Source organism: Luteibacter sp. SVR4-7G, from assembly GCF_056755555.1.
Window position 1 is genome coordinate 75,956 of record NZ_JBPGXO010000003.1, and the last position, 21,896, is coordinate 97,851.

The following is a 21,896-nucleotide window of genomic DNA, read 5'->3' on the forward strand; positions in this document are numbered from 1 at the left end:
TCGAAGGAGGGCCCGTGGACTCGAGGTTGGGAATGGCGTGGCGCGTGGTCAAGACCACCGCGAAGGGCTTCAGCGACGACGAACTGATGACCCGGGCCGCGGCGCTGGCGTTCTATTCGGCGCTCTCCTTCGCGCCCCTGCTCGTCCTCCTGCTCTGGATCGTCGCCTCGCTGCGCCCGGAGTGGCAGGCGCAGCTGGTGGATAGCCTCAACGGCCTGGTCGGTCCGCGGGCTTCCGAGGCCGTGAAGCTGGTGATCGAGAACGCGAAGCAGCGCCCCAGCGTCGGCAGCATGGCGGGCGTGGTGGGGCTTTGCGTCACCCTGATCGGCGCTTCCGCCGTGTTCGCCCAGCTCCAGGGCGCCTTGAACCGGGTGTGGAGTCTCCAGCCGCGCCCCGGCTCCACCAGGGGCGCGATCCTGGGCTGGCTGCGGGCGCGCATGCACGCGCTCGGCCTGCTGCTCTCGCTTGCCTTCCTCCTGGTCATTTCGTTCTCCGCCAGCGCGTTCATCGCCGTCTTCGTGCGCGGCGGCACCACGGGCTGGCAGATCCTCGAGATCGCGATCTCGCTGTTGGTGTTCGTCCTCATTTTCGGCGCCATCTACAAGGTGCTGCCGGACGCCATCATCGAATGGCGCGACGCGATGGTCGGGGCGACGCTCACCGCCCTGCTTTTCGCCGTCGGCAAGTTCGGCATCGCCATCTACCTCGACCGGAGCAATGTCGGCGGACCCTATGGGCCGGCGGGCGGCGTGGTGGTGTTGCTGGTCTGGGTCTACTACTCCGCGCTGATCCTGCTCCTCGGTGCCGAACTGACCGAGGCCGTCGCGGAAGCGCGAGGCACGCCGATTAAACCGCGGCCATACGCGATGTCGACGAGGCCCGCCGCGGCGCCCTGGATTGACCCCTCCGTCACGAGGCCGGAGGTATCCCTGGAGGCCACAAAGAAGGAGGACACGACATGAAGAGCCAACTGCTCGCCGTTGCCGCAATTGCCCTCGCGAGTGCGGCCGCCATTTCCACGCCGCCGGCCGAAGCGCAGTCCCGGCGCAGCCAGCACCAGGTCTGCGAGAACGTGCAGGTCAAGCAGATCAATTCGAAGGACGACAATCGCCTGATCGGTACGGGCGTGGGCGCCGTCGCGGGTGGCCTGCTCGGCAACCAGGTCGGCGGCGGCAAGGGCAAGACCCTCGCCACGGTGGCGGGCGCGGTCGGTGGCGGCTATGCCGGTAACCGGATCCAGAAGAGCCACCAGGACAAGAACGCGACCTACCACACCGAACGCCGCTGCCACTGGGTGGACGACTGAGCCCGTTCCCGGTGTAAGCCGGGAAGCCCGGCCCCGGTCTTAAAGGAAGGGCGCCTCCTGGCGCCTTTCCCGCTTCCGGAGGCAACATGCGCAACGATCCCGACCGCCGGCGTTTCCTGGGTGTCCTGGCCGCCACCGTGGGCGGGGCGGCCAGCCTGCCCTTTATCCTGCGTTACACGCGGCCCTCGATGGCCGCCGATGCGCCCGTGCCGAAGCGTGGCAATGTCACGCTCGACTGCTTCGCCAATGACAAGAAGCCGCTGGGCACCTGTATCGAGCCGCGCGTTGTCCTGACCGACGACGAGTGGAAGGCGAAGCTGAGCACCAAGTCGTATTACGTGACGCGCCATGACGGCACCGAGCCTGCGTATACCGGAGACGGCTGGGATCGCCACGACAACGGCATCTATCGCTGCATCGGCTGCGACACCGCGCTCTACGACTCGGCGACGAAGTTCGATTCCGGTACGGGCTGGCCGAGCTTCTGGCAGCCGATCTCGAAGCGCAACATCACGGAGAAGACCGACCGCAGCCTCATCGAGGAACGCACGGCGGTGAACTGCGCACGCTGCGACGCGCACCTCGGCCACGTCTTCGACGACGGCCCGGACCCGACAGGCCTCCGCTATTGCATGAACGCCGCAGCGATGCACTTCGTACCTGCAACGGCCTAAGCATCATCGCACTGCGTATGCATCGTCGCCCCTGCGAAGCAGGGGCCCAGCGACTTCCTCGCCGGAGCGTCATGGACGAGCTCGTCGCTGTGGTGGAGCAGAAGCGGCCGCCGTTCGCCTCGAGACGAAAGCTACCCGCAACGCATCGTGACTTAGACGTGAGATCGTTCCGCTCGTTCTCGCTGCACCAAGTTGTCCCATCCCGCCATGGCGATCTCGGCGACAGCTTGCAGTTCTTCTCGGTCCGCACCGTCTCGTGCTCGGATAGCCATCCCGCTCTGCACTGTCTGCACATACCTGGCGAGCTTGGTGACGTCCAGGGAGTTGGGTAGTTCGCCCTCGGCGACGGCCCGCTGCAGACGCGAAACGAGCACATCAAAGGCGGTTGCCCGAGCTTGCCTCACAAGATTATTGACATCATCATGGCCATCGCTACCGACGGTGCCCAAGGTGACCATGCAACCGCGCGGAAGATCGCAATCGGAACCGGTCATCGCGGCCGCCGAGTCCGACAAATAGGCGAACAGCGCTTCTCGCGCGGTTGTCGCCTTGCGAAACCGTCCCAAGACGAGGTCTTCGTAGGTCACGGAGTAATACCGCAGCGCCTCAGCGTATAGCGCATCCTTGGAGCCGAAAGCACCATATAGGCTGGTGGGTCCGACGCCCAACGCTTGGGTCAGGTCGGCGACAGACGTTGCCTCGTAACCCTTGACCCAGAAGAGCCTCATGGCCTGCACCAACGCGGTCGCGCGGTCGAATTCGCGTGGACGGCCGCGGCCACGCTTTAGACGAGCCGCGTGCGCCGCGGTATCTGACGGAGATTTTTTTTGCATGGATCGCTACAAAATTATCTTGACGACGGGCCGAAGAGGATTCTACATTATTGCAACGATCACTTCAAAAAAGACTGACCATGCTTATTCTCGAAGGAAAACGTGCGCTCGTGACCGGAGGCTCCCGGGGTATCGGCGCCGCCATCGCCTTGATGTTGGCGGAAAACGGTGCCGACGTCGCACTGACCTATCAGCATTCCGCGGACCGGGCGCAGGCTGTCGTGGCGTCTATCGAACGGCTCCGCCGACGTGGCGTAGCGATCAAAGCCGACAGCGCCGACCCGGCCGCCAACAAACGGTCGGTCGATGAAGCCGTCGCCGCACTTGGTGGCCTGGACATTCTCGTCAACAACGCCGGAATCGCGCTCTACAACACCATTGCGGATTTCAAGCTGGAAGACATCGATGCGCTTCTCGCGGTCAACGTCCGCGGGCCGGTGCTGACTACCCAGGCGGCCATTCCGCATCTGGGCACTGGCGGCCGTGTGATCACCATCGGCTCCGCCGGTGCGGACCGCATCGTCGGAGCACCGGGGACGGTTTACTACATGACGAAATCGGCGCTGCAATCCTTTACGCGTGGCCTCGCGCACGAATTGGGCCCGCGGGACATCACCGCCAACCTGGTCCAACCGGGGTCCACTGACACTGACATGAATCCCGCCGACGGCGACAGTTCGGACTTCCAGCGAAGCCTCGCGCCCCTGGGTCGCTACGCCACCCCGGCTGATGTCGCCGCCGCCGTCGTATTCCTCGCCAGCCCGGCGGCCAGGCAACTCACCGGTACTATCGTCAACGTGGACGGTGGGCTTCTGGCCTGAGCCGGCCGCCACTTGGGCCGCCTGCGATGACGGCTTATTACCCCCATTTGCCCGGTCGCTGGTCTCGTCCTTCCCGACGGGTGCTGGCCGCCTTAGCCAAGTAAGTTCGCGAATTTCGTCGAGCTTGATTTGGAGAGCATCGGTGTCGCGGTTCTGACTGTTCTGAACTCGCACAAACCCCCTCCGTGAGCGGAGAGGCGTCGGGCCCGCGACGCTCCATGCGGCGAAGCCGCTTAGAACATGGGCCCGCGCAAGCGGGGCAACCGACGCGAAAGGCGGTCGTACCCGACGCGGGCATAAACGCGCAAGGCGCGCTCCTACAGGTGAAAAAAAACCCCGCTGCGAGAGCGGGGTTTCTTTGGATCAATGACCCGGCGGGGTCATTGGCGTCAGTTCGAATTCCTTCGGCGGCGTTTCGCCCTTCAGGTAGCGCACGAAGTAATCCCAGCGGCGGCGCGTCATGTACTGCGTGGCGGCGCCGTAGCCGTGGTGGGCGTTCGGGATCATCACCAGGTCGAAGTCCTTGTTCGCCTTGATCAGCGCGTCGACCACGAGCAGCGTCTCGTAGGGCGGCACGTTATCGTCCGAGGTGCCGTGCGCGAGCATCAGGTGGCCCTTCAGGCCCGACGCCCACTTCTGGTTCGCCTGGTCGTCATAGTTGGAATTGCCGTCCTTGTCCTTCACCAGGAGGCCTTGCCACTTCTCCGCCCAGTCGTCCTCGTAATTGCGGTTGTCGTGGTTGCCCGACTCCGAGATGCCGACCTTGAACACGTCGCCGTAGCGGAACATCGCGGTGGCCGTGGCATTGCCGCCACCCGAATGGCCCCAGATGCCGACGCGGTCGCCGTCCAGCCAGGAGTACTTCTGCACCAGCTGCTTCACCGCCGCGACCTGGTCGGGCAACGTGTTGTCGCCGATGTTCTTGAAGTAGGCGTCATGGAAGGCCTTCGAACGCCACGGGGTGCCCATGCCGTCGACTGCGACCACGACGAAGCCGAGTTCGGCCAGCGCCTGGTTGTCGCCGTGCGACGGAATGAAGCTGCGCGTGCGCACCGAACCGGTCTGCGGACCCGGATAGATATAGACCACGAGCGGATACTTCTTCGACGGATCGAAGTTCGTGGGCTTGAACATCTGGCCGTACAGGTCGGTCTTGCCGTCGCGCGCCTTCACCGTGAACGCGGTCGGCGGCACCCAGCCCTTGGCCTTCAGACGCGAGATGTCGGCGCGGGCAATTTCCTTCACCGTGGCGCCGGTGTCGGAACGGCGCACGACGGCCACGGGCGGCGTGTCGATCGTCGAATACGAATCGAAGAAGTACGTGCCGTCCTTCGACATCGACACGCTATGGTCGGCGTTCTCCGGCGTCAGCAGGGTCAGGCCCTTGCCGTCGAAGCCCACCTTGTAGAACTGCTGGTAGTACGGATCGACGCCCTTCTCGCGACCGACGCCGCGGAACCAGATCGTCTTCGTCTTCGGATCGACGTGGAGCACCTGGGTGACGTTCCAGTCGCCCGACGTGATCGGGTGCTCGAGCTTGCCGGTCTTCAGGCTGTACATGTACAGGTGGCCCCAGTTGCTCCGCTCGGAGAACCAGATGACCTCGTCGGTCTCGGGCACGTACTGCCAGTTGGCCTTGTCGTTGCCGCCTTCGAAATAGGTCTTCGCCTTTTCGTCGAAGACCGTGCGTACCTCGCCGGTTTCCGGATTGGCGATGCGGAACCACTCGTGCGTGTGGTCGCGCGCGGTGGAAACGAAGGCGATGCTCTTGCCGTCGGCGGCCCAGCGCACGTCGTCCCACACGCCCGGGCTGCACGAGATGTCGTCGCAGATGGTCGAGCGATGCTGGTCGGCCGGCATCTTGAAGCGGACCATCTTCTTCGTCGGCACGTCGATCACGACGCGCTCTATCATCGTCACGTCCTTGTCGCCCGGCAACGGGTACTTCCAGGTATCGACCTTCGGGTGGCCCACGTTGACGCTCACCAGGGTCATCTCGCCGGTCTTGCGCTGGTCCTGCTGGAAGGTGGCGATCTTCTTCGAGTCCGGCGACCAGACGACGATGGCCTCGTCGGTGTGCTTCCAGCCGGCGTTGTCGGTGGCGTAACCGTAGTCCTTCACGCCATCGGTGGTGAGCTGGGTTTCGGCACCCGTGGCCACGTCGCGAACCCACAGGTTCCAGTCGCGGATGAAGGCCTCGGATTTGCCATCGGGAGACTTCAGGCCGGGCTCGCTGCCGTACTCCTTGCCTTTCGCGTCTTTCTTCACCGCGGCGAGTTCGCACTTGCCGACAGCCTTGTCGCAAACGTAGTTCTTGCCGCCCGAGGTGACGTCCAGGCCATCGTCCGGACGGACGACGAAACCGGTGACCGGCAGCTTGCTCGCGTCCACCTTCTTCCCGGTGGCCGCGGAAAGCGCAGCGGCCATCTTGTCGCGGTCGAACGCACGCGTGGCTTCGCCGGTGGCGGCATCCACCTTGATGAACTGGTCGCCGTCCTTATCATGGTCGCGGTACCAGAAATGGCCGTCGTCGATCCAGGTGACGCGCTGGACGGAATGGTCCACCAGCGGCATGGTGTTGTTGGCGAGGAACGAGTCCGCGCGGCGATAATCGTCGGTGGTCACTGCCGCGCTCGCGGCAGAGGCTCCGATCAGGCTGAGGAGAACGGCGCCGGAAAGCGCCGCGTTACGTTTGGTCGACATCGATGGTCCCCGTGACGGCAGGGCGGCGCGGGAAGCACCGCAAACCGGACGAGGCTAGCCCCCGGCGCCTTGCCCGGCGTATGCCAAAGGTCACGGATAACGGATCAGCCGTGCTGGGGGCCGGTGCGGAAGCGGCGGCCTTGCCGCTGGACCATCTTCAGGGCCAGGGCGTCGGGCATCAGCTTGAACAGGCTCTTGATCGCGCGATTGACCCGCCCGTTCACGTAGACGGCCTTGCCGGCGTCCGCAGCGTCCAGCCCCTGGCGGGCCACCGTGGCGGCGTCCATCCACATGAATCCAGGCATTTTCGAGACCAGCTCGCGCGAGCCCGTGACATCGTGGAACTCGGACCAGGTGAAACCGGGGCATACGGCGGTGGCGTGCACGCCCGTGCCGGCGCACTCGAGCGCAAGAGATTGCGAGAACTTGATGAGATAGGCCTTCGAAGCCGCGTACAGGGTATGTCCCGCCGAACCAGGGATATGGCCTGCAAGCGACGCGATATTGAGGATCCGTCCGTAGCCGCGCGCCTTCATGCCCGGCAGCAGGCGCCAGGCCAGTTCCGTCGGCGCCGTCATGAGCACCTGGATGAACGCCGCATGCGTAGCCCAGGGCTGCTCTTCCAAGTAACCCGGCACGCCGTATCCGGCATTGTTCACCAGCACGTCGATCGAGAGCCCTTGCGCCTCCAGGGCCGCGACGAGGGCTTCGGGCCCATCGGTCCTTGCGAGGTCCAGCGGCGCGACCACCGCTTCGATGGCGTGGCGGTCGCGCAGTTCCCTGGCCAGCGTCTCCAGGCGATCGACCCGGCGCGCGGTAAGGACGAGGTCGTGACCGCGCCGGGCGAGTTCGCGAGCGAAGGCCTCACCGATACCGGCGGATGCGCCGGTGACCAGCGCGCGGCGATTGGATGCCATGGGTTTACCTCGTAGCAGAAACGTGACTGGCGAGTATGCAATGGCCTCGCATGAATGAACGAGAAAGAGTTGTGGTCGCCGGCCAGACACGCTCTTCACGAACCGCTGCACGTCCCAACCGCGAAGCTGCACCTCCCAGAACGACTCTCCGTGAGTCACCAAGGAGCCCAGAACGATGAGCAGCAGCACCGACCACGACATCAAGGTCCTCAACACCCTGATCGAGACGACGATCGACAGCGCCGAGGGTTATGGCGAAGCTGCCAAGGATGCGGAAAACACCCGTTATGCCGCCCTGTTCCAGCAGCGCGCCGCCGAGCGGCGCCAGGTCGCCCAGCGCCTGCAGCAGCAGGTCCGTTCGCTCGGCGGCAATCCGGAAGACGACGGCACCGTGCTCGCCAAGGCCCACCGCATGTTCGTGGAACTGCGGGCGAAGATGAGCTCGAAGGACGACACCGCCATCGTCGACGAAGTCGAGCGTGGCGAGGACCATATCAAGCACAAGTACGAAGATGCGCTGAAGGACAACGACGTCAGCGCAGGCACGCGCTCGGCGATCAACGAAGCGTATGTTTCGGTGAAGACCGGGCATGACCAGATGCGCGATCTGAAGCATTCGTTGCACGGGACGCACTGATAGGCGCGTCTCGAACAGGGAAGTCACACGAAGAGTGAGTGCGCCCAGGAGTTGGACTCACGTCCGGCTTCTGGGCTTTTTTGTGCTCCGACCTACCAGTTTCCAGCACGGCTGGATTATGAGTTTGCCGGCCTGATCCCCGGCATCCAATTTCAGATTGATGATCAGGTTACAGAAGCGGTCGCTCTCGCGGCAGGGCATCAGGCTGACGGTCGGATCCAAGGAGGACACCAAGCCTCTTCTTGCCCGACCGCGATGCAACCTCGCTCAAGATGAAACGGCACCACCCTTAGCTGCAGTAGAGAGGAGTAGGCGAACGCTGGCAACGGGCGATCGAATCGGGCTGTTGATGGGTAGATCAGCAACATCTCTCCCGCGGCGGGTAGGTAACGATGACCATAGGCGAACAGCTGATAGAAGTCAGATTGGCTGAGCCCATATTTATCCTTATTGCCACCCACGGACTGGTCGAGCAGCTTCCATTTGGTGTCCAGCACCCAGGTTTGCTCGCCCCGTTTGATGAGGAAGTCGGGCTTGAGCTGGAACCATTGCTGATTGTCGTGACCGCACAGGTACTGATTGGATACCTGCGTCTTGAGCGTTGCGTCCGGTGGAAGCGTCCTTCGTAGACAGGCTTCAACATAGCGCTCGAAGATCTTTTCCATCGGGAAAAGCAAGCTGGTGCCATGCCACTCCCCTAATACCGACAACGGGGTCTGTTCGCCGAGAATCAGGGCGCACCACGGGCGTGCAGGCTCGTAGTGCGCCAGCAAACGATCACGGCGCCAATGGCGGAAGTCGTCGTTGACGTTGCGGCTGCGTGGCACCGGTGCGAGCAGGGTCGCCAGCTCGTGAGCTAGACGCCAATTATCGGCGTCGCGGGTAAACCTGCAGACACGATCCAGCGCCAGACACAACAGCCGATTCTCGGGGCGGTCCGCGTCAAACACGTCGTGCTCGACCTGGAAGAAGTGGTCGCGTCCAGGCGGCTGGCGGAGCTGGCGCGGGACCTCCAACCGGCCGCGCAAAAAGCGCTGCTCCTCTTGTACGCGGTGGTAGTCAAAACGCAGGCCGCGTCTTGCCAGCCGGTCTAGCGCCTCCAGGAACTGACGCATCACCCATTCGGTTAGCGGCGCATCGAAGGTCTGGATATCGGTCGGCGACGTCTTACGGGCAGGCACCTCCAGGCAGCGAGCCAGCATTTTGCGCAGCAGCCGACGCGCCGCGCCCCTGTTGTCGCCATGCTCCACTGTTTTTGGCAGGACCTCGATGCGCGTACCGCAGGGTGTTTCGATCACCCCAACATAGCTGTCCAGCCGCAACCATCGGCGGTCGTCCACCTGCACCAGAGCGGCACCCGACTTTTGCAGTCGAGCACTTTCCTGGCACAGCCAATCAAACGCTGATTCCGGCACACGGGCGATGTCGAGGGATTCGTCGGTGACGGCGGACGTGGTTAGCCGAGCGTATTCCCTGACGACGACGGGCTCGCGCACCTGTTCAGACCTTGCCTACGCCGAGAATGCCCAGATAGCTCTGCGGTCTGCCGAAGGCGTCTTCGTTCATCCGCCATGCCTTGGCTTCCTGCGCCACCTGACCGGTGTCGCCAAATAACGAGTCCATGGAATAAGCGGCGGGCACGACGAAACGGAATCGCTCGTTTTTGCGATGATCGTTCAGTACCCACGCAATGCGCTGCCAGTCCTCGAAGAAGTATTCCTGAAGCAACGGGATGATCTGCTGACGGAAGATGCTCGACAGCCTCGACAGGTCGTTGCTATTCTCGAGTGACATGAAATAGGCATGGCCAAGCTGATGGTCGCGATCGAGCAAGACCTCGATACGGCGGTTCATCGTCTCAAGTACAGCCGAAATGTCGATCCCGGCCACTTTGATGCCAGTCAGCTTGTCCGGCCTAGGGGGCATCTCCACAAAGTCGAAGCGTCGACGAAGCGCTATGTCGAGGCCGGCCAATGAACGGTCTGCCGTATTCATGGTGCCGATCAGGTACACGTTGTCCGGCACGCTGAATGGATCTTTCGAGTAGGGCAGCAGTACCTCCAGCGCCTCGGCAGCACCTGAGCGCTTAGAGGGTTCAATCAGCGTGATCAGCTCGCCAAAGATTCGCGAGACGTTGCCTCGGTTAATCTCGTCGATGATCAATACACGTGGATGATCGGCGCCCGCCGCACCGTCCTCCGCTTTCAGCAGCGCGCGGAGCTTGTCATGGTTGATCGAGCCTGGGTGCAGTTCGTAAGTCGTTTTTTGTTGGAAGCGCTTTTCCATCAGCGCGCCGTAGGGTAGCGCGGGTTTATAGACACGAAGCCAGCGTACGGTTCGTGCCTGAGAGTAGTCGTCACCGTCGCGAGCGACCAAATGATAGTCGCCGGTAATCTCGCCAATGGCGCGGAACTTTAAGTTGCCTTCGCTGACGACGATGAGGTCGCCTCTCTTCATCTGGCGGACAAACGTGTTGATCGCCGTGATTGGATAGTCGCCAAGCGAGAGGGGATCTCCGGAGGCAGCAAACACCTTCTGGATATCTTCGCGGGACTGACAGTGAGAAAAGTCTGCGTTGTTGCCAAAGCCCATCAGGGCAAGGCCTTTCTCCATGCATTCCTCGTAGATGTGTCCCTCGGTGCTCGAGTCGCCCAACGAAAACTTCCAGATGCGCCGACCCGAAAGTTCCAGTGAGGCGTCATCGCTCCTGCGTACCAATCGGGTGCGTGCCGACTCACAGAGCTCCTTGAAGACACCGTCCTCCACGTCATAGCGGACCTGCCTGGTGTCCGGATCGGAACTGGCGCTCAAGCCCTCAACGAAGTTTTCATAGCTGAAGCTCTGGTGGAAGGTGACGAACTGCACAAGGCCTTCCTTTGCCAGTTCGTCGTAGCGCTGCTTGAGCGCCTTCCGGCGCTCGTCGCTTTCGTCATCGCCCAACTGCAAGAGAAATGAAGGGTCGAGGATCTCCAGAGCCTTCTCGATGGCCTGGTAGGTCTTTCCCGTCCCCGGCGGTCCGAAAAGGATCTGATTCAAAGGGGGGCGCTCGGCGGCGGCCTCCTTCGCCGATGCCGGAGCGGAGGTTGTTGCTGCCGGTGCCGCCGGACCGGCTGGATGGGCCGCCACCTTGGAAAGCAAAAGGTAGGTCCCCTCGCCGTCCTGGGTAACAGTGATGACGTCCCCGGCCGCTGCACCAATGTCTTTGAAGTAGCTGCCCAGCCGGTGACGCAGACGACCGCTGCCAGGGCTTGAGACGCGTATGTCGGTGTCGAACTCCAGGCCCGTGTCGGTGCGGAAGCGGGCCATGTCGGCGGCGGCGTCCTGCGTCTTGCCGCCGTACATGGTCTCCGGAAAGGGGGCGGAGATGAGATTGACTGGGAGATAGCCGTGCTTGATGGCTCCCTCGCTCAGCTTGACGACAAACGGTACATTGGCCACCCAGTCCTTCCAGAGCCGTTCGCTGAACGCGAAGATGCTTTCATCCATCTGGCGCAACTTTGCGAGGGATCGGTAGAGCTCAGCTTGAGGTGTCGTACTATCCGAAGCCGGCAGGCCGAGAAAGTGCAGAAGAGGTTTGCGCACGTATACGCAGGGGATGCTAGGGTTCTGCAGCGGCTGATAGTGAAAGGCGATCTTCCAGCGATAGGCCGCGCCGAGCGGGCTGCTGTCGATTTCGTCCAGTCGGCCGTCACGAGAAGCTTCAGCGACGGCTACCACATGTCCATGGATGGCCCGAAATGCCTCTTCGGGAGAGTTGCCGAATCGGCGGTACCAGCCGTAGTGGTCGTCGTAAGCCAAGGACGTGTCGCCCTCGCGCGCGCCAGTGTCCTTGCGGGAAAAGATTCCAAACTTGAAGGCGGAACCCCCGGCGATGCTGCCGTAATCAATAAGCCGGAACTCCAGCCAGTAGATGAAGCAGTCCTTGTCTCCCGCCGTGGTGTACTCGGCCAGGGTCATGTCCCGTAGCCGTTCCAGCGGCCACACCTGAAGAAACTCGCGCCACAAGATGTCGTCCGTGCTGAAGGCCATGGGTCACAGCTCCATTGTGGTTTGTTGCATCGTGCGAGGCGGGTGGCCGAGCGGAACGACATCGTTCTGGCGCATCCACCCGAGCCACTTGTGCAGCTCGGCAGGCGCGAAGCGCTGCTTGCTGGCATGCCAGTGCTCGCGTACCTCTTTGACGATCCAGTCATCGTCCGCAATGTGGCCGTCGAGCAGGGCGTCGTTCCAAGCGGCGAAAAGCGTGGCGATGATCTCCACCTGTTCGGTCTTCAAACCACCCAGGAGCTCGATCAGGCGATCCATCTCAGCGCGTACTGGACCGAGCACAGCGATACCTTCCTCCACCAACGCATCGAGCGCTTTGCCCGGTTGGTAGCTCACCTTCTCCTTGCCGGACGCGAGCTTTTCGAAGCGATGGGTGTACCAGCCAGCAGCCTCGGCCTGCTTCTCTAGCTCGTAGATGCCGGTGTCCAAGGGGCCGGCGGCCTCGCGCATGAAGCGACCGCCCAGTTTCATACCAAGACGGGCCTCGGCAAGAAAGAGGTACTTCATGTGCGCGGTGCGGCCGAAGTTGCGCTTGGACGCGAGGCGAGAGATCACGTAACCGCTCACCGCCGCGCGCGGATACTCGCTGCGCACCATGGCGACAGGGGCAAGCGCCTTTTGCAGCAGAGCGTCGAGCAGGCGGAGGCGGGTCGTTTCGCCGGTAGCGAGGCTGTTCTCAAGTTGGTCGCACAGCGCCATGAGTTCATCAACTTTCGAAACTATTCGTTGTTGCTCTGCGAGCGGAGGGAGAGGAATTGGGAGCGAAACAAGGATCCCTTGGTTGATCTTTGGCATCGTCGATTGCGCCCCAGATGCTCGGTGCGAAAAATAGCCTCTTGCAGGTGGTGCGACGCATGCAAGATGAATGAATCGAAGATTTACCAATTTGTTTATTCTTACCCTGATAATTAAGTCTGGAAACACAAACGCTTGCGGCGGGCCATCGTAGATCGCAGCAATGCCAACGTAATCTCGGGTATTGCCTCGCTGAAAAAGTAGGTCTCCTTCCCTCAGCCAGTATTCACTGTCAGCCGAAAAACTCCCTTCCACATGCTTGAACTGCGTCCTATCAAAAGTTCCGCGAGTTGTGGCGGTAAGAGTTATAGCTTTCGTCGCACCCAGCGTTTTCGTCGGCTTGGGAGATATTCCATTTTGTGGGCCGGACGTTGTTAGCGCCCCTAGACGACACCAAGACCACGACGCCGGAATTTCATACGGATACGCATCATCATCGGCTGGCAACGCGAGCCTGCTTTTGCGCCCCGTTGCTTTGATAAGCTCGACTAATTCTAAGGCGAGGCTTTCCGAAGCAAACTGCCGTACGAGCTTGCCGCGGACGGCGAGGTTGAGGATGGTTTGGCGGAGCTGCCTAATCTGGTCGGAGCGGGTGGTGAGGGCGGGGAGAGCGTCGAGGGCGAAGCGAGCGTCGGCGGCGAAGGTGTTGGGATCGGTGGTGTTGAGGCGGGTCAGGCTGGCCGCCGCAAGTCGGTCGCGAGTGGCCTCGCGCTGAGCCCGCGCCGCTTCCAACTGGTCGCACAGCCCCATCAGCTCATCGACCTTCGTGACGATGCGAAGCTGTTCTTCAAGTGGTGGCAGCGGTAAGGGTAAAGATTCTAGGGTGCCCTTCGTGACGTGCTGAAGCCCCACACCTCCCTGTGCTTGACTAATCAGCAGGTCAAGTTGGCTGTTGATAGCTAAGCGAAGGAACTCCTTCGCGTAGACTTCTCCAACCTGGACGCAGCGAAAGATATGCTGATTCAACGCAGCGGTACCACGCTTCCAGATGAAGGCGCCAAACGAGGTGCCAGGCGTTCCCGACCAGCTAATAAGAAACTCGCCTGCGTGAATCAGGTGACGCGAATCGACGGAGCTGGGGTCGCAGTAATTGTATGGCGCGCTTGGATTGTTCAGATTTTGGATCCGTACAATGGGGAGCCCTTCGTCAATCCAATCGGTCGACTTAAAAGCACGCCCATTGAACATCTGCAATACCTCACCCAAGCGAACTATTGCCCATCGCGGAGGTACCGGTAGCTGCCTTATGATGCTCCCCGGCGTACCAAACAGCTTTTTTGAATTGGATATCTTTTGGGCTCGCTTGGCGTTTTCTACAGCTAGTCGCCCCAGTGCGCCGGCCACGGATTCGCCGGCCTTTTGAGTCCCGAGCCTTCCGCGCACCGCCAAATCCACTACCAGCCGACGGAGCTTTGCGATCGCATTTGGCGCATCCGCAATCCGCGCGTAGTGAGCCAACAAACCTTCTACATTCATCGCGCCAGCGCCTCAGCCAGAATCGCCTTGAGCTGATCGCGCAACCGCGCCGTCTCCGCTTCGACCGCATCCAGTTCGGCGAGCAGGGCTTCCGGGTCCCCGTGGTCCTCGAACTCGGCATGCGGATTCTTGATGTCGAGGTTGTAGCCGCGGGCTTTGACTTCCTCCGCCGTGACCTTCCACGCCTGCGGGTTTTCGAAACGGCCTTCGCGGCTGGCGCCGCCCCACCAATCAACGCAGTCCTGTAGGTGCTCGATCTTGATTGGCCGGGTCATTGAGTAGGCCTTCTGGCCTTCGGGCACGCGGTGCTCGTAGTACCAGATGTCCTGCGTGGGACTACCTTTTTCGAAGAAAAGCAGGTTGGTGCCGATGCTGGCGTAGGGTTTGAACACGCTGTTGGGCAGCCGCACGATGGTGTGCAGGTTGCACTCTTCCAGCAGGTGCTCCTTGAGCCGCGTCTTTACGCCTTCGCCGAACAACGAGCCATCGGGTAGCACGATGGCAGCGCGACCGTTCGTCTTGAGCAGACGGATAAACAGCGCCAGGAATAGGTCGGCGGTTTCCTTGGTGCGGAAGTGCGGGGGGAAGTTGGACTCGATACCGTCCTCTTCCTTGCCACCGAAGGGTGGGTTGGCGAGAATGATGTCGACGCGCTCTTTCTTCTCCCAGCTTATGTAGGGCCGGGCCAGAGTGTTGTCGTGCAGCACGAAGCTGGGGTCCTCGATGCCATGCAGCAGCATGTTGGTGACGCAGAGCATGTGCGGGAGCGGCTTCTTTTCGACCGCGCGTAGGCCGGCCTGTAGCGCCTTCTCGTCGGCGACGGTTTTCACGTAGCGGTCGCGCATGTGACGTATGGCGCAGGTGAGAAAGCCGCCGGTGCCGCAGGCCGGGTCGAACAGCTTTTCGCCGGGGCGTGGGTCGATGCGGTCGACCATGAAGGCTGTGACCGCGCGTGGCGTGTAGTACTCGCCAGCATTGCCCGCGCTCTGCAAGTCATTGAGCAATTGCTCGTACACCTCGCCGAAGTGCTTGCGCTCGGCCAGATCGTTGAAGTCCACGGTGTTGATCTTGTTGATCACCTGACGCATCAGGTGGCCAGACTTCATGTAATTATGGGCATCCTCGAACACCTCACGTATGACTCGTGCGCGATTGGCTTGTTTGCCCCGCGCTGGTATGTCCTTGAGCGAGGGGAACAGGTCGTTGTTGACAAAGGTCATCAGCGCCTCGCCTGTGTCACCTTCGGGATTGGAAGCCCAGGTGCGCCACTGCAGGCGTGGCGGAATCGGCGATTTGTAGTCGTCCTGCATCAACTCCAGCTGCTGATCCTGGTCGTCGATGATCTTAAGAAAGAACATCCAACATAGCTGGGAAAGGCGCTGGGCATCGCCATCGACGCCGGCATCCTGGCGCATGAGATCCTGGATGGACTTGACAGTGGTGCGGATTGACATGGGTTACGCGGATTCCTGTTGTGTCTCGCTGGCGTAAAGCGCGTTCTGCAGCTCGTGCACGGCGTGCTCGAAGCCGGCCTTGCCGCCGAAGGGTTTGATGAGCTGGATGGGCGTGCCCATCGTGTTGAAGGGTGGGACCTCCAGAACCCGCACATTATCCATATCGGCGACCACGCCTTCATCCCGGTATTTGTCGAGCAGTGCTTCCAGCACCACGCGTGCCTGGGGGCCGTACTTGGTGAACACGTCGCGCTTGGTCACATTGTTAGCGCGCTCGCGGCGACTGAGTGGAGGCTGGTCGAAGGCTATGTGGCAAATCAGGTCGAATGGGTCCAGATCCTTGCCGACTTCTTCCTGCAGTGGCTCCAGCAGCAGACCTTCTTCGGCCAGCTCGGCGATGACCGACTCCTTGCGTTCGGCTTCGCGCCAGCGACGCAAAAAGGCGTCCAGGCTGGTGAAGTGGCGGCGGATAGTGTTGCGGCTGTAGTCCCTAAGGGACTCGGTAACCAACTTTCCGAAGTCGTCGAGGTATTCCACGCGCTCCAGCACCACAGTGACCGGGCGTTGCCTGACGTAGTACTTGCGCGGTGGGTCCTCTCTGGTACCGGGAGGCGGCACTTCGGGCGTTGGCTGGTCGACGATGGTTTCTTCGTCGGTGGGCCTCGGTGGCAACGGCATGCCTTCGTCATCAAGCGGGACATCGTCGGGCGGCACCGGCGGATCGTATTCGGTGGGTTGGTAGATCTGCACCGGCTCGCCATCGAAATCGGGATCGGCGAAATGGTTGGTAGCCTTTCGGAAATCCACCAGAGTGAAGTAGTACTTGTGGGTGTCCTCATGCACGCGGGTGCCACGCCCGACGATTTGTTTGAACTCGGTCATGGAGCCGACTTCGCGGTCCAGCACGATCAGGCGGCAGGTCTGCGCGTCCACGCCGGTGGAGAGCAAACGCGAGGTAGTCACGATGACCGGATAGGTGGACTCCGGATCGATGAAGTTGCCGAGCTGGGCGGTGCCCTCGCTATCGTCGCCGGTGACACGCATGACATAGCGGGCGTTCTGCTGCACCAGGTCGGCGTTCTCGTTGATCAGCGCCTGGCGCATGCGCGCGGCGTGCTCGGTGTCGACGCAGAACACGATGGTTTTCTGGAAGCGGTCGCCGCTCTGCTTGAGGTAGTCGGAGATCCACTTCGCCACGCGCTGGGTGCGCTCGTCGATCACCAGGGTCCGATCGAAGTCCCTCTCGTTGTAGAGCCGGTCGTCGATGAGATAGCCATGCTTGTCGGTCTCGCCCGCCTTGGGCCGGTAGCCCTGCACATCGACATCCAGATGCACTTTGATGACCTTGTACGGCGCGAGAAAGCCGTCACTGATGCCTTGCTTGAGCGAGTAGGTGTACACCGGCTCGCCGAAGTAGTGGATGTTTGAGACGTATTCGGTCTCCTTCGGCGTGGCGGTAAGGCCGATCTGGGTGGCATTGCCAAAGTACTCCAGAATTTCGCGCCAGGCAGAATCCTCTGCGGCGCTGCCGCGGTGGCACTCGTCGATGACGATCAGGTCGAAAAAGTCCGGGGAGAACTCGCGGAACAGCTTCTGCCGTTCTTCCGGTCCGGTGATGGCTTGGTACAAGCCCAAATAAATTTCGTACGCGGGATCGATTCGGCGCTTCTTGTCCAGCGCCAGGGTGAGCTCGACCTCACTACCGTCCGCGCGCTCGATGGTCTTGCTGGCGGTGCTCAGCTTTGCCATGGCCGGCCCGAACGGGCGGAAGTCGTTGACCATGGTCTGGTCGACCAGCACATTGCGGTCGGCAAGGAACAAGATGCGTTTCTTCTGCCCGGCTTTCCACAGCCGCCAGATAATCTGAAAGGCGGTATAGGTCTTACCAGTGCCAGTGGCCATGACCAGCAGGATCCGGTTCTGCCCCTTGGCGATGGCCTCGACGGCTGCGTTGATGGCATTGCGCTGGTAGTAGCGAGGCTCCTTGCCGCTACCGTCTTCGTAATATGCCTGGAGAATGGTGCTCTCTTCGTCCGGTGCCAGTCCTTTCCAGGCGCGGTAGCGATTCCATAGCTCGGTGGGACTCGGAAAGTCGCCCATTGCCAGCGACTGCTCGGGCTGTGCCGATACGCCACTGCGGTCGTGGAAAACGAAACCCTTACCGTTGGACGAAAACACATAGGGGATGTCAAGCGTTTCGGCATAGCCCAAGGCCTGTTGTATGCCGTCGCCGACGGCATGAGAGTGGTCCTTGGCCTCGATAAGCGCCAGCGGCAGGTGCTTGTAGTAGAGGACGTAATCGGCTCGCTTGGCCTTGCCGCGAGTAACCAGCCTGCCCCGCACGATGATGCGGCCCTTGGTGAAGCTGACCTCCTCTCGGATCTGCGTCTGCACATCCCAACCGGCGGCTATGAGTGCCGGCGTGATGAACTTCGTGCAGATATCGCGTTCGCTAAGTTTCGCCTCTGTAGCCACTGCTGAGCCCCTGAATACCCCTCAGAGAAAGAGGCGGTTCCGAGAGCTTAACAAACAGCTACCTTCCCTTGCTGCGGGAGCCACACCGGGCTTTGACGCGATTGAATTACGTGCAACGTTCATTCTGGAAAAGAAAAACCCCCGACAAATCGGGGGTTTGCAAGCTAAAACCGTACAAGGACAGTTTAACGTATGGCCTAGAACGGAATATCGTCATCGTCGAAGCCTTCGTTGGCCGGAGGCACCGAACGCTGCGGCGCATTGCCGCCGCGCGGCTGCTCATAGTCGTCGCCACCGCGCGAGCCGCCCGCATAGCCGCTGCGCTGCTGGCCGCCACCGCTGCTCCAGTTGCCGCCGCCACCGGCCGCCTGGCCGCCGCGCGCCTGCTGGGGACGTGCGCCGCCCTGGGCGCCACCGAACCCGCCACCCTCACCGCCGCCCTGGCCACCGAGCATCTGCATTTCGTTCGCGATGATGTCGGTCGAGTAGCGCTCGATACCGTCCTTGTCGGTGTACTTGTCCGTCCGTAGCGAGCCCTCGATGTAGACCTGGCGGCCCTTCTTGAGGTATTCGCCCGCGATTTCCGCAAGCTTGCCGAACAGCTTCACGCGGTGCCACTCGGTGCGTTCCTGCTTTTCGCCCGACTGCTTGTCGGTCCAGTTTTCCGACGTGGCGATGCGCAAGGACGTGATCGCCGTGCCGCTGCCGGTGTAGCGGGTTTCCGGGTCCGCGCCGAGGTTGCCGACGATGATGACCTTGTTGATGCCGCGTGCCATGGATTTACCTCGTGTGCGTGTACCCGCCCATCATAGCGGGACGGACCGTGTAGTTTCGTCGAAGGCCAGGCGGCTGGCAAACCAGGCGCCGGATGCCGCCGCATAGGCCGTCAGCCCTCATTCCCAACGAATCTGGATCTGGGCCGTGGCCCCCGCGCTGCCCGACCGCAGGCCGCCGACGCGGACGTAGCGGGCTCGGAAGCCCAGTTCCGGAACGCCGCTGCTCCAGGCGAATTGAACCGGGGTCGTCCCATCGGGAGGAAGGGCCTGTCCGCCCGCGGATTGCATCTCGATGACGACGCCCCTCGCGTCGCCGACCGGGGCGATATAACGAGGATTGGGCGCATAAGGCGTAGCCCGGAGCGTGACCGACGCCCTCGTCGCCCCGACGCACCCCGTGCCCGTGAAGTGGGAACGGCGCCAGCGGCTGACCGAGCCCACCGATGCGAGTTCGCTGGCGGTCACCGTGCCTAGGTCGATGCGAATGCGGTCGGACACGAGGCTGCAGGACGGGGTGACGGCCCCGCGAACCTGGAAAGCGAGACGGTCGTCGGCGCGAATAGCCGGGCATGCGAGCAGCCATGCGGCGACTAAGACTTTCATCCTGTTCATTCACATACTCCCGTGAGTCCCGGATCGCCGGTGGCGGTTGGTTCGCTGGCCTGGACGCGGAGGACGCATTGGCCAGCCCCTTCGCTGGACCAGCGCACGGTCCACTGGCCGCTGGTGTGCTCGCTCCGCAGGAAGATCCGCCCTCCCTGGCCGACGAGTCCTGCCGAGCGATCGGCCGCATCCACCACTTCGGCTCCGAAAGGCAGCGGACGGCCGTCCGCGAGGCGGCCCGACACGAGGAAGGTCTTCGCCAGTTCCGTCTCGAAGGTCGCGAGAACGACGGCACCGGCCGTGGGAGCCACACGGCGATGGGTCGAAAGGAACCCGACGTCGAGGGACGTACCGGCCGGGTCGAGATCGATGGCGTTCCAGCGATAAGGCGTCACATAAGGGACGACCGCATAGCCGCGCCGGCCGATCCGGACGCCCGTGCCTCCCGTGACGCCGGCGCCATGCGCGCCGCCGGCCTGAACCAGCGCGACCGCGTCTCCCAGCCGTTGGGCCATCGTGACGCCGCCGCGATGGATGACGAGGCCACCCGACGCGGAGACCGAAGCGGCCTGCGTCCCGGGCGAGCGATCGATCGCCGCGCTGAACTCGCCCGCTGCCGTGCGCTGCGAGAGCGAGGCGTCGATACGGCTACCCTGGCTGCGACTCCTCCCGACCGCGACGCCGTACTGCGTCGTGGCCTCTTCCCCGGCATGCCCATGCAGGGCCAGGCGTCCTCCGCTGGCGTGGGCGCCGCCTAGGATCGTCGCGTGCACCCTTGGGGCGGCAGCCGCGAGACCGAGCGGCATGGACAGCGACAATTGCCCTGACATGTCACTGTCGCTGCCGGCGAAGCCGTGCCGGCGCGACCGCCTCAATGTGAGGTCCATGCTCAGCAGCCCCCACGCGCGAGCCCACGACAGCGCCTGCTCCAACGCGCCGCCGTGGCCGCGGCCATAGGCGAGGTGCGAAGCGTTCAGCCCGAGGCTGCCCTGGCTGCCCAGATCCCGCTGTACGAGCACGTCGACCCGCCGCACCGGCCCGCTCCACGCTCTTGCCCGATCGCGACCGCGCTCGCGGCCGTGCGCGACGCCAAGCGACACGAGCGTTCCTTCGGCCCACAGCTTGCCGTGCCGGGCACGCCAGAGCATGGCACCCGAACGGGCACGGGTGACATCGAGCGAGAACGCCCCCGCCAGGCTGGCGATCGCCGCACCGACCATTACGGAACGTTCTCCGCGCGACAGCCGCCCGCCGGCATAAGCCGTGGCATCTCCTGGAAAGCCGTGCCGCCAGCTGGCCTGGACGATGCCCGGGGAACCCGCGCTGAGCGCATAGGCCGTACGTCCTTCGCGCAGGAGTTCGGGCACGGGAAAGAAGGGCACCCGGAACGTCCGATGGTGTCCGTGCTCTTCGATGTCGACCTCGATGTCGCCGCCGCGCCCCGCCGCGTACAGGTCGTCGATTTCGAACGGGCCAGGCGGTACGACGAGTTCGCGCAGCAGGATGCCGCCCTGCGTGATCCGGACGGTGGCGCGGGCCGCCGCCACGCCTTTCACTCTCGGCGCATAGCCGCTCAGCGCGTCGGCGGACATGCGCGCGTCGCTGGCGACCGAGACGCCGCGCAGCTGCACCGGTTCGAACATGTCGTCGGCGAGGGGAAAGGCTCCGATACGCAGCTGCGAACGCCACGCGGCCAACGGGCGGTCGAGGTAGGTATGCCGCGCGGTGTACTTCCTGCCGGCCCAGGAACCCGCGTGACGCAGACGCCATGCGCCGGCGTTGATCCCCGCATCCGCAGCGGCGTGGAACGAGTTGGAACTGCGATGAGCCGACGTCGCGCGGCGTGCGCTGGCGCGCCAGGCGAGGAGGCCTGCCGTCACGCCGCGATCCCACTGTGCGGGCGGCACCGCGCCTGACCTCCGGCGTGCCATGGCGGCTTGGGGCACCTCGATGTCGAGGCGCTGTTCGCTCACGTCGAAGCGCGCCGCCGCGGAATCGATGCGCCGCTCCAGCGGAGCACATGGGTCCTTGTCGCCGGTGGAAGGTACGGACGGGTCGAGGCCGTATACGATGAGTTCGTCGCGCCCGATGCAGGGCGTGGCGTCGGCGTGATCGTCCCTCGCCAGGAAGCGGACCGGCTTGCGCGCCTGCCACTCGCCGTTCATCCAGATGTCGACGTCGTAATGGCCCGGCAGCACGGGGTTGCCGCGAGCGAAGCGCGACATGTCGAGGGTGGCCGCCTCTTCCGCCGGGAGGAATGCGGGATCGAAGACGACCGCTGCGTCCTGCGCCTGGATCAAGCGGGACGCCATCAGCAGCCCTCCCGCGAACACATGGCAAGCGAGCCGCTTCGCGGCACTCCCGTACGGCATGGACACG

At 63.0% G+C, this 21,896-nt stretch carries 16 protein-coding genes; 5 read left to right on the forward strand and 11 right to left on the reverse strand.

What is annotated here, in order from left to right; all coding sequences use genetic code 11:
• Positions 1-44: 44 nt before the first annotated feature.
• The 3 genes from ACR9ZH_RS02040 (at position 45) to msrB (ending at position 1,980) form a co-directional block, all read left to right on the forward strand.
• The gene (locus tag ACR9ZH_RS02040) at positions 45-962 is read left to right on the forward strand and encodes a YihY/virulence factor BrkB family protein (RefSeq protein ID WP_481289097.1); all 918 of its coding nucleotides are present in this window, start codon (positions 45-47) and stop codon (positions 960-962) included.
• Positions 959-1,306 carry a glycine zipper 2TM domain-containing protein gene (locus tag ACR9ZH_RS02045; RefSeq protein WP_481289098.1) on the forward strand — a complete coding sequence of 116 codons (348 nt, stop codon included), beginning with the start codon at positions 959-961 and terminating at the stop codon, positions 1,304-1,306. The genes ACR9ZH_RS02040 and ACR9ZH_RS02045 overlap by 4 nt, the downstream gene beginning before the upstream one ends.
• Positions 1,307-1,392: 86 nt before the next feature.
• Complete coding sequence (msrB, locus tag ACR9ZH_RS02050; RefSeq protein ID WP_481289099.1) at positions 1,393-1,980, forward strand: peptide-methionine (R)-S-oxide reductase MsrB; 588 nt, start codon at positions 1,393-1,395, stop codon at positions 1,978-1,980.
• A 152-nt stretch (positions 1,981-2,132) separates the two neighbouring features.
• Here msrB and ACR9ZH_RS02055 read toward each other — a convergent pair whose 3' ends face one another.
• The gene (locus tag ACR9ZH_RS02055; RefSeq protein WP_481289100.1) at positions 2,133-2,708 is read right to left on the reverse strand and encodes a TetR/AcrR family transcriptional regulator; all 576 of its coding nucleotides are present in this window, start codon (positions 2,706-2,708) and stop codon (positions 2,133-2,135) included.
• A gap of 185 nt (positions 2,709-2,893) precedes the next feature.
• Here ACR9ZH_RS02055 and ACR9ZH_RS02060 point away from each other — a divergent pair, with 185 nt between their 5' ends.
• Positions 2,894-3,634: an SDR family NAD(P)-dependent oxidoreductase gene (locus ACR9ZH_RS02060; protein ID WP_481289101.1), complete on the forward strand. Its 741-nt coding sequence runs from the start codon at positions 2,894-2,896 to the stop codon at positions 3,632-3,634.
• 363 nt (positions 3,635-3,997) lie between these two features.
• Here ACR9ZH_RS02060 and ACR9ZH_RS02065 read toward each other — a convergent pair whose 3' ends face one another.
• Positions 3,998-6,337, reverse strand: coding sequence for a S9 family peptidase (locus ACR9ZH_RS02065; protein WP_481289102.1), 2,340 nt, complete (start codon positions 6,335-6,337; stop codon positions 3,998-4,000).
• Between the two features lie 104 nt (positions 6,338-6,441).
• Positions 6,442-7,254, reverse strand: coding sequence for an SDR family NAD(P)-dependent oxidoreductase (locus ACR9ZH_RS02070; RefSeq protein WP_481289103.1), 813 nt, complete (start codon positions 7,252-7,254; stop codon positions 6,442-6,444).
• Between the two features lie 175 nt (positions 7,255-7,429).
• On the opposite strand from ACR9ZH_RS02070, the gene ACR9ZH_RS02075 reads away from it, so the two are divergent.
• On the forward strand, positions 7,430-7,891 hold the full coding sequence (locus tag ACR9ZH_RS02075; RefSeq protein ID WP_481289104.1) for a PA2169 family four-helix-bundle protein: 462 nt from the start codon (positions 7,430-7,432) through the stop codon (positions 7,889-7,891).
• Positions 7,892-8,091: 200 nt separating this feature from the next.
• Here the strand turns inward: ACR9ZH_RS02075 and ACR9ZH_RS02080 are convergent, their stop codons facing one another.
• The 8 genes from ACR9ZH_RS02080 to ACR9ZH_RS02115 all read right to left on the reverse strand — a co-directional run bounded on the left by ACR9ZH_RS02080 (position 8,092) and on the right by ACR9ZH_RS02115 (position 21,829).
• On the reverse strand, positions 8,092-9,387 hold the full coding sequence (locus ACR9ZH_RS02080; RefSeq protein WP_481289105.1) for an McrC family protein: 1,296 nt from the start codon (positions 9,385-9,387) through the stop codon (positions 8,092-8,094).
• 4 nt (positions 9,388-9,391) lie between these two features.
• Positions 9,392-11,920 (reverse strand): AAA family ATPase, encoded by a 2,529-nt coding sequence (locus tag ACR9ZH_RS02085; RefSeq protein WP_481289106.1) that lies wholly within the window; start codon positions 11,918-11,920, stop codon positions 9,392-9,394.
• Positions 11,921-11,923: 3 nt separating this feature from the next.
• Entirely contained in the window at positions 11,924-14,209 is a 2,286-nt protein-coding gene (locus ACR9ZH_RS02090) for a restriction endonuclease subunit S (RefSeq protein ID WP_481289107.1), read from the reverse strand.
• Complete coding sequence (locus ACR9ZH_RS02095; RefSeq protein WP_481289108.1) at positions 14,206-15,663, reverse strand: class I SAM-dependent DNA methyltransferase; 1,458 nt, start codon at positions 15,661-15,663, stop codon at positions 14,206-14,208. The genes ACR9ZH_RS02090 and ACR9ZH_RS02095 overlap by 4 nt, the downstream gene beginning before the upstream one ends.
• A gap of 3 nt (positions 15,664-15,666) precedes the next feature.
• Positions 15,667-18,138, reverse strand: coding sequence for an EcoAI/FtnUII family type I restriction enzme subunit R (gene hsdR, locus ACR9ZH_RS02100; RefSeq protein ID WP_481289109.1), 2,472 nt, complete (start codon positions 18,136-18,138; stop codon positions 15,667-15,669).
• Positions 18,139-18,335: 197 nt separating this feature from the next.
• Complete coding sequence (gene ssb, locus ACR9ZH_RS02105) at positions 18,336-18,914, reverse strand: single-stranded DNA-binding protein (protein ID WP_481289110.1); 579 nt, start codon at positions 18,912-18,914, stop codon at positions 18,336-18,338.
• 117 nt (positions 18,915-19,031) lie between these two features.
• Positions 19,032-19,517, reverse strand: a complete 486-nt coding sequence (locus ACR9ZH_RS02110) for a fimbrial protein (RefSeq protein WP_481289111.1) — start codon at positions 19,515-19,517, stop codon at positions 19,032-19,034.
• Positions 19,518-19,522: 5 nt separating this feature from the next.
• Positions 19,523-21,829 carry a fimbria/pilus outer membrane usher protein gene (locus tag ACR9ZH_RS02115; protein ID WP_481289112.1) on the reverse strand — a complete coding sequence of 769 codons (2,307 nt, stop codon included), beginning with the start codon at positions 21,827-21,829 and terminating at the stop codon, positions 19,523-19,525.
• Between the last annotated feature and the right edge of the window lie 67 nt (positions 21,830-21,896).

What these genes read in the sequence shown, in the direction of transcription:
- ACR9ZH_RS02070 (WP_481289103.1), bottom strand. Translation starts at nt 7,254, where the DNA reads ATGGCATCCAATCGCCGCGCGCTGGTCACCGGCGCATCCGCCGGTATC.
- msrB (WP_481289099.1), top strand. Translation starts at nt 1,393, where the DNA reads ATGCGCAACGATCCCGACCGCCGGCGTTTCCTGGGTGTCCTGGCCGCC.
- ssb (WP_481289110.1), bottom strand. Translation starts at nt 18,914, where the DNA reads ATGGCACGCGGCATCAACAAGGTCATCATCGTCGGCAACCTCGGCGCG.
- ACR9ZH_RS02075 (WP_481289104.1), top strand. Translation starts at nt 7,430, where the DNA reads ATGAGCAGCAGCACCGACCACGACATCAAGGTCCTCAACACCCTGATC.
- ACR9ZH_RS02115 (WP_481289112.1), bottom strand. Translation starts at nt 21,829, where the DNA reads ATGGCGTCCCGCTTGATCCAGGCGCAGGACGCAGCGGTCGTCTTCGAT.
- ACR9ZH_RS02085 (WP_481289106.1), bottom strand. Translation starts at nt 11,920, where the DNA reads ATGGCCTTCAGCACGGACGACATCTTGTGGCGCGAGTTTCTTCAGGTG.
- ACR9ZH_RS02045 (WP_481289098.1), top strand. Translation starts at nt 959, where the DNA reads ATGAAGAGCCAACTGCTCGCCGTTGCCGCAATTGCCCTCGCGAGTGCG.
- ACR9ZH_RS02110 (WP_481289111.1), bottom strand. Translation starts at nt 19,517, where the DNA reads ATGAAAGTCTTAGTCGCCGCATGGCTGCTCGCATGCCCGGCTATTCGC.
- ACR9ZH_RS02055 (WP_481289100.1), bottom strand. Translation starts at nt 2,708, where the DNA reads ATGAGGCTCTTCTGGGTCAAGGGTTACGAGGCAACGTCTGTCGCCGAC.
- ACR9ZH_RS02090 (WP_481289107.1), bottom strand. Translation starts at nt 14,209, where the DNA reads ATGAATGTAGAAGGTTTGTTGGCTCACTACGCGCGGATTGCGGATGCG.
- ACR9ZH_RS02095 (WP_481289108.1), bottom strand. Translation starts at nt 15,663, where the DNA reads ATGTCAATCCGCACCACTGTCAAGTCCATCCAGGATCTCATGCGCCAG.
- ACR9ZH_RS02060 (WP_481289101.1), top strand. Translation starts at nt 2,894, where the DNA reads ATGCTTATTCTCGAAGGAAAACGTGCGCTCGTGACCGGAGGCTCCCGG.
- ACR9ZH_RS02065 (WP_481289102.1), bottom strand. Translation starts at nt 6,337, where the DNA reads ATGTCGACCAAACGTAACGCGGCGCTTTCCGGCGCCGTTCTCCTCAGC.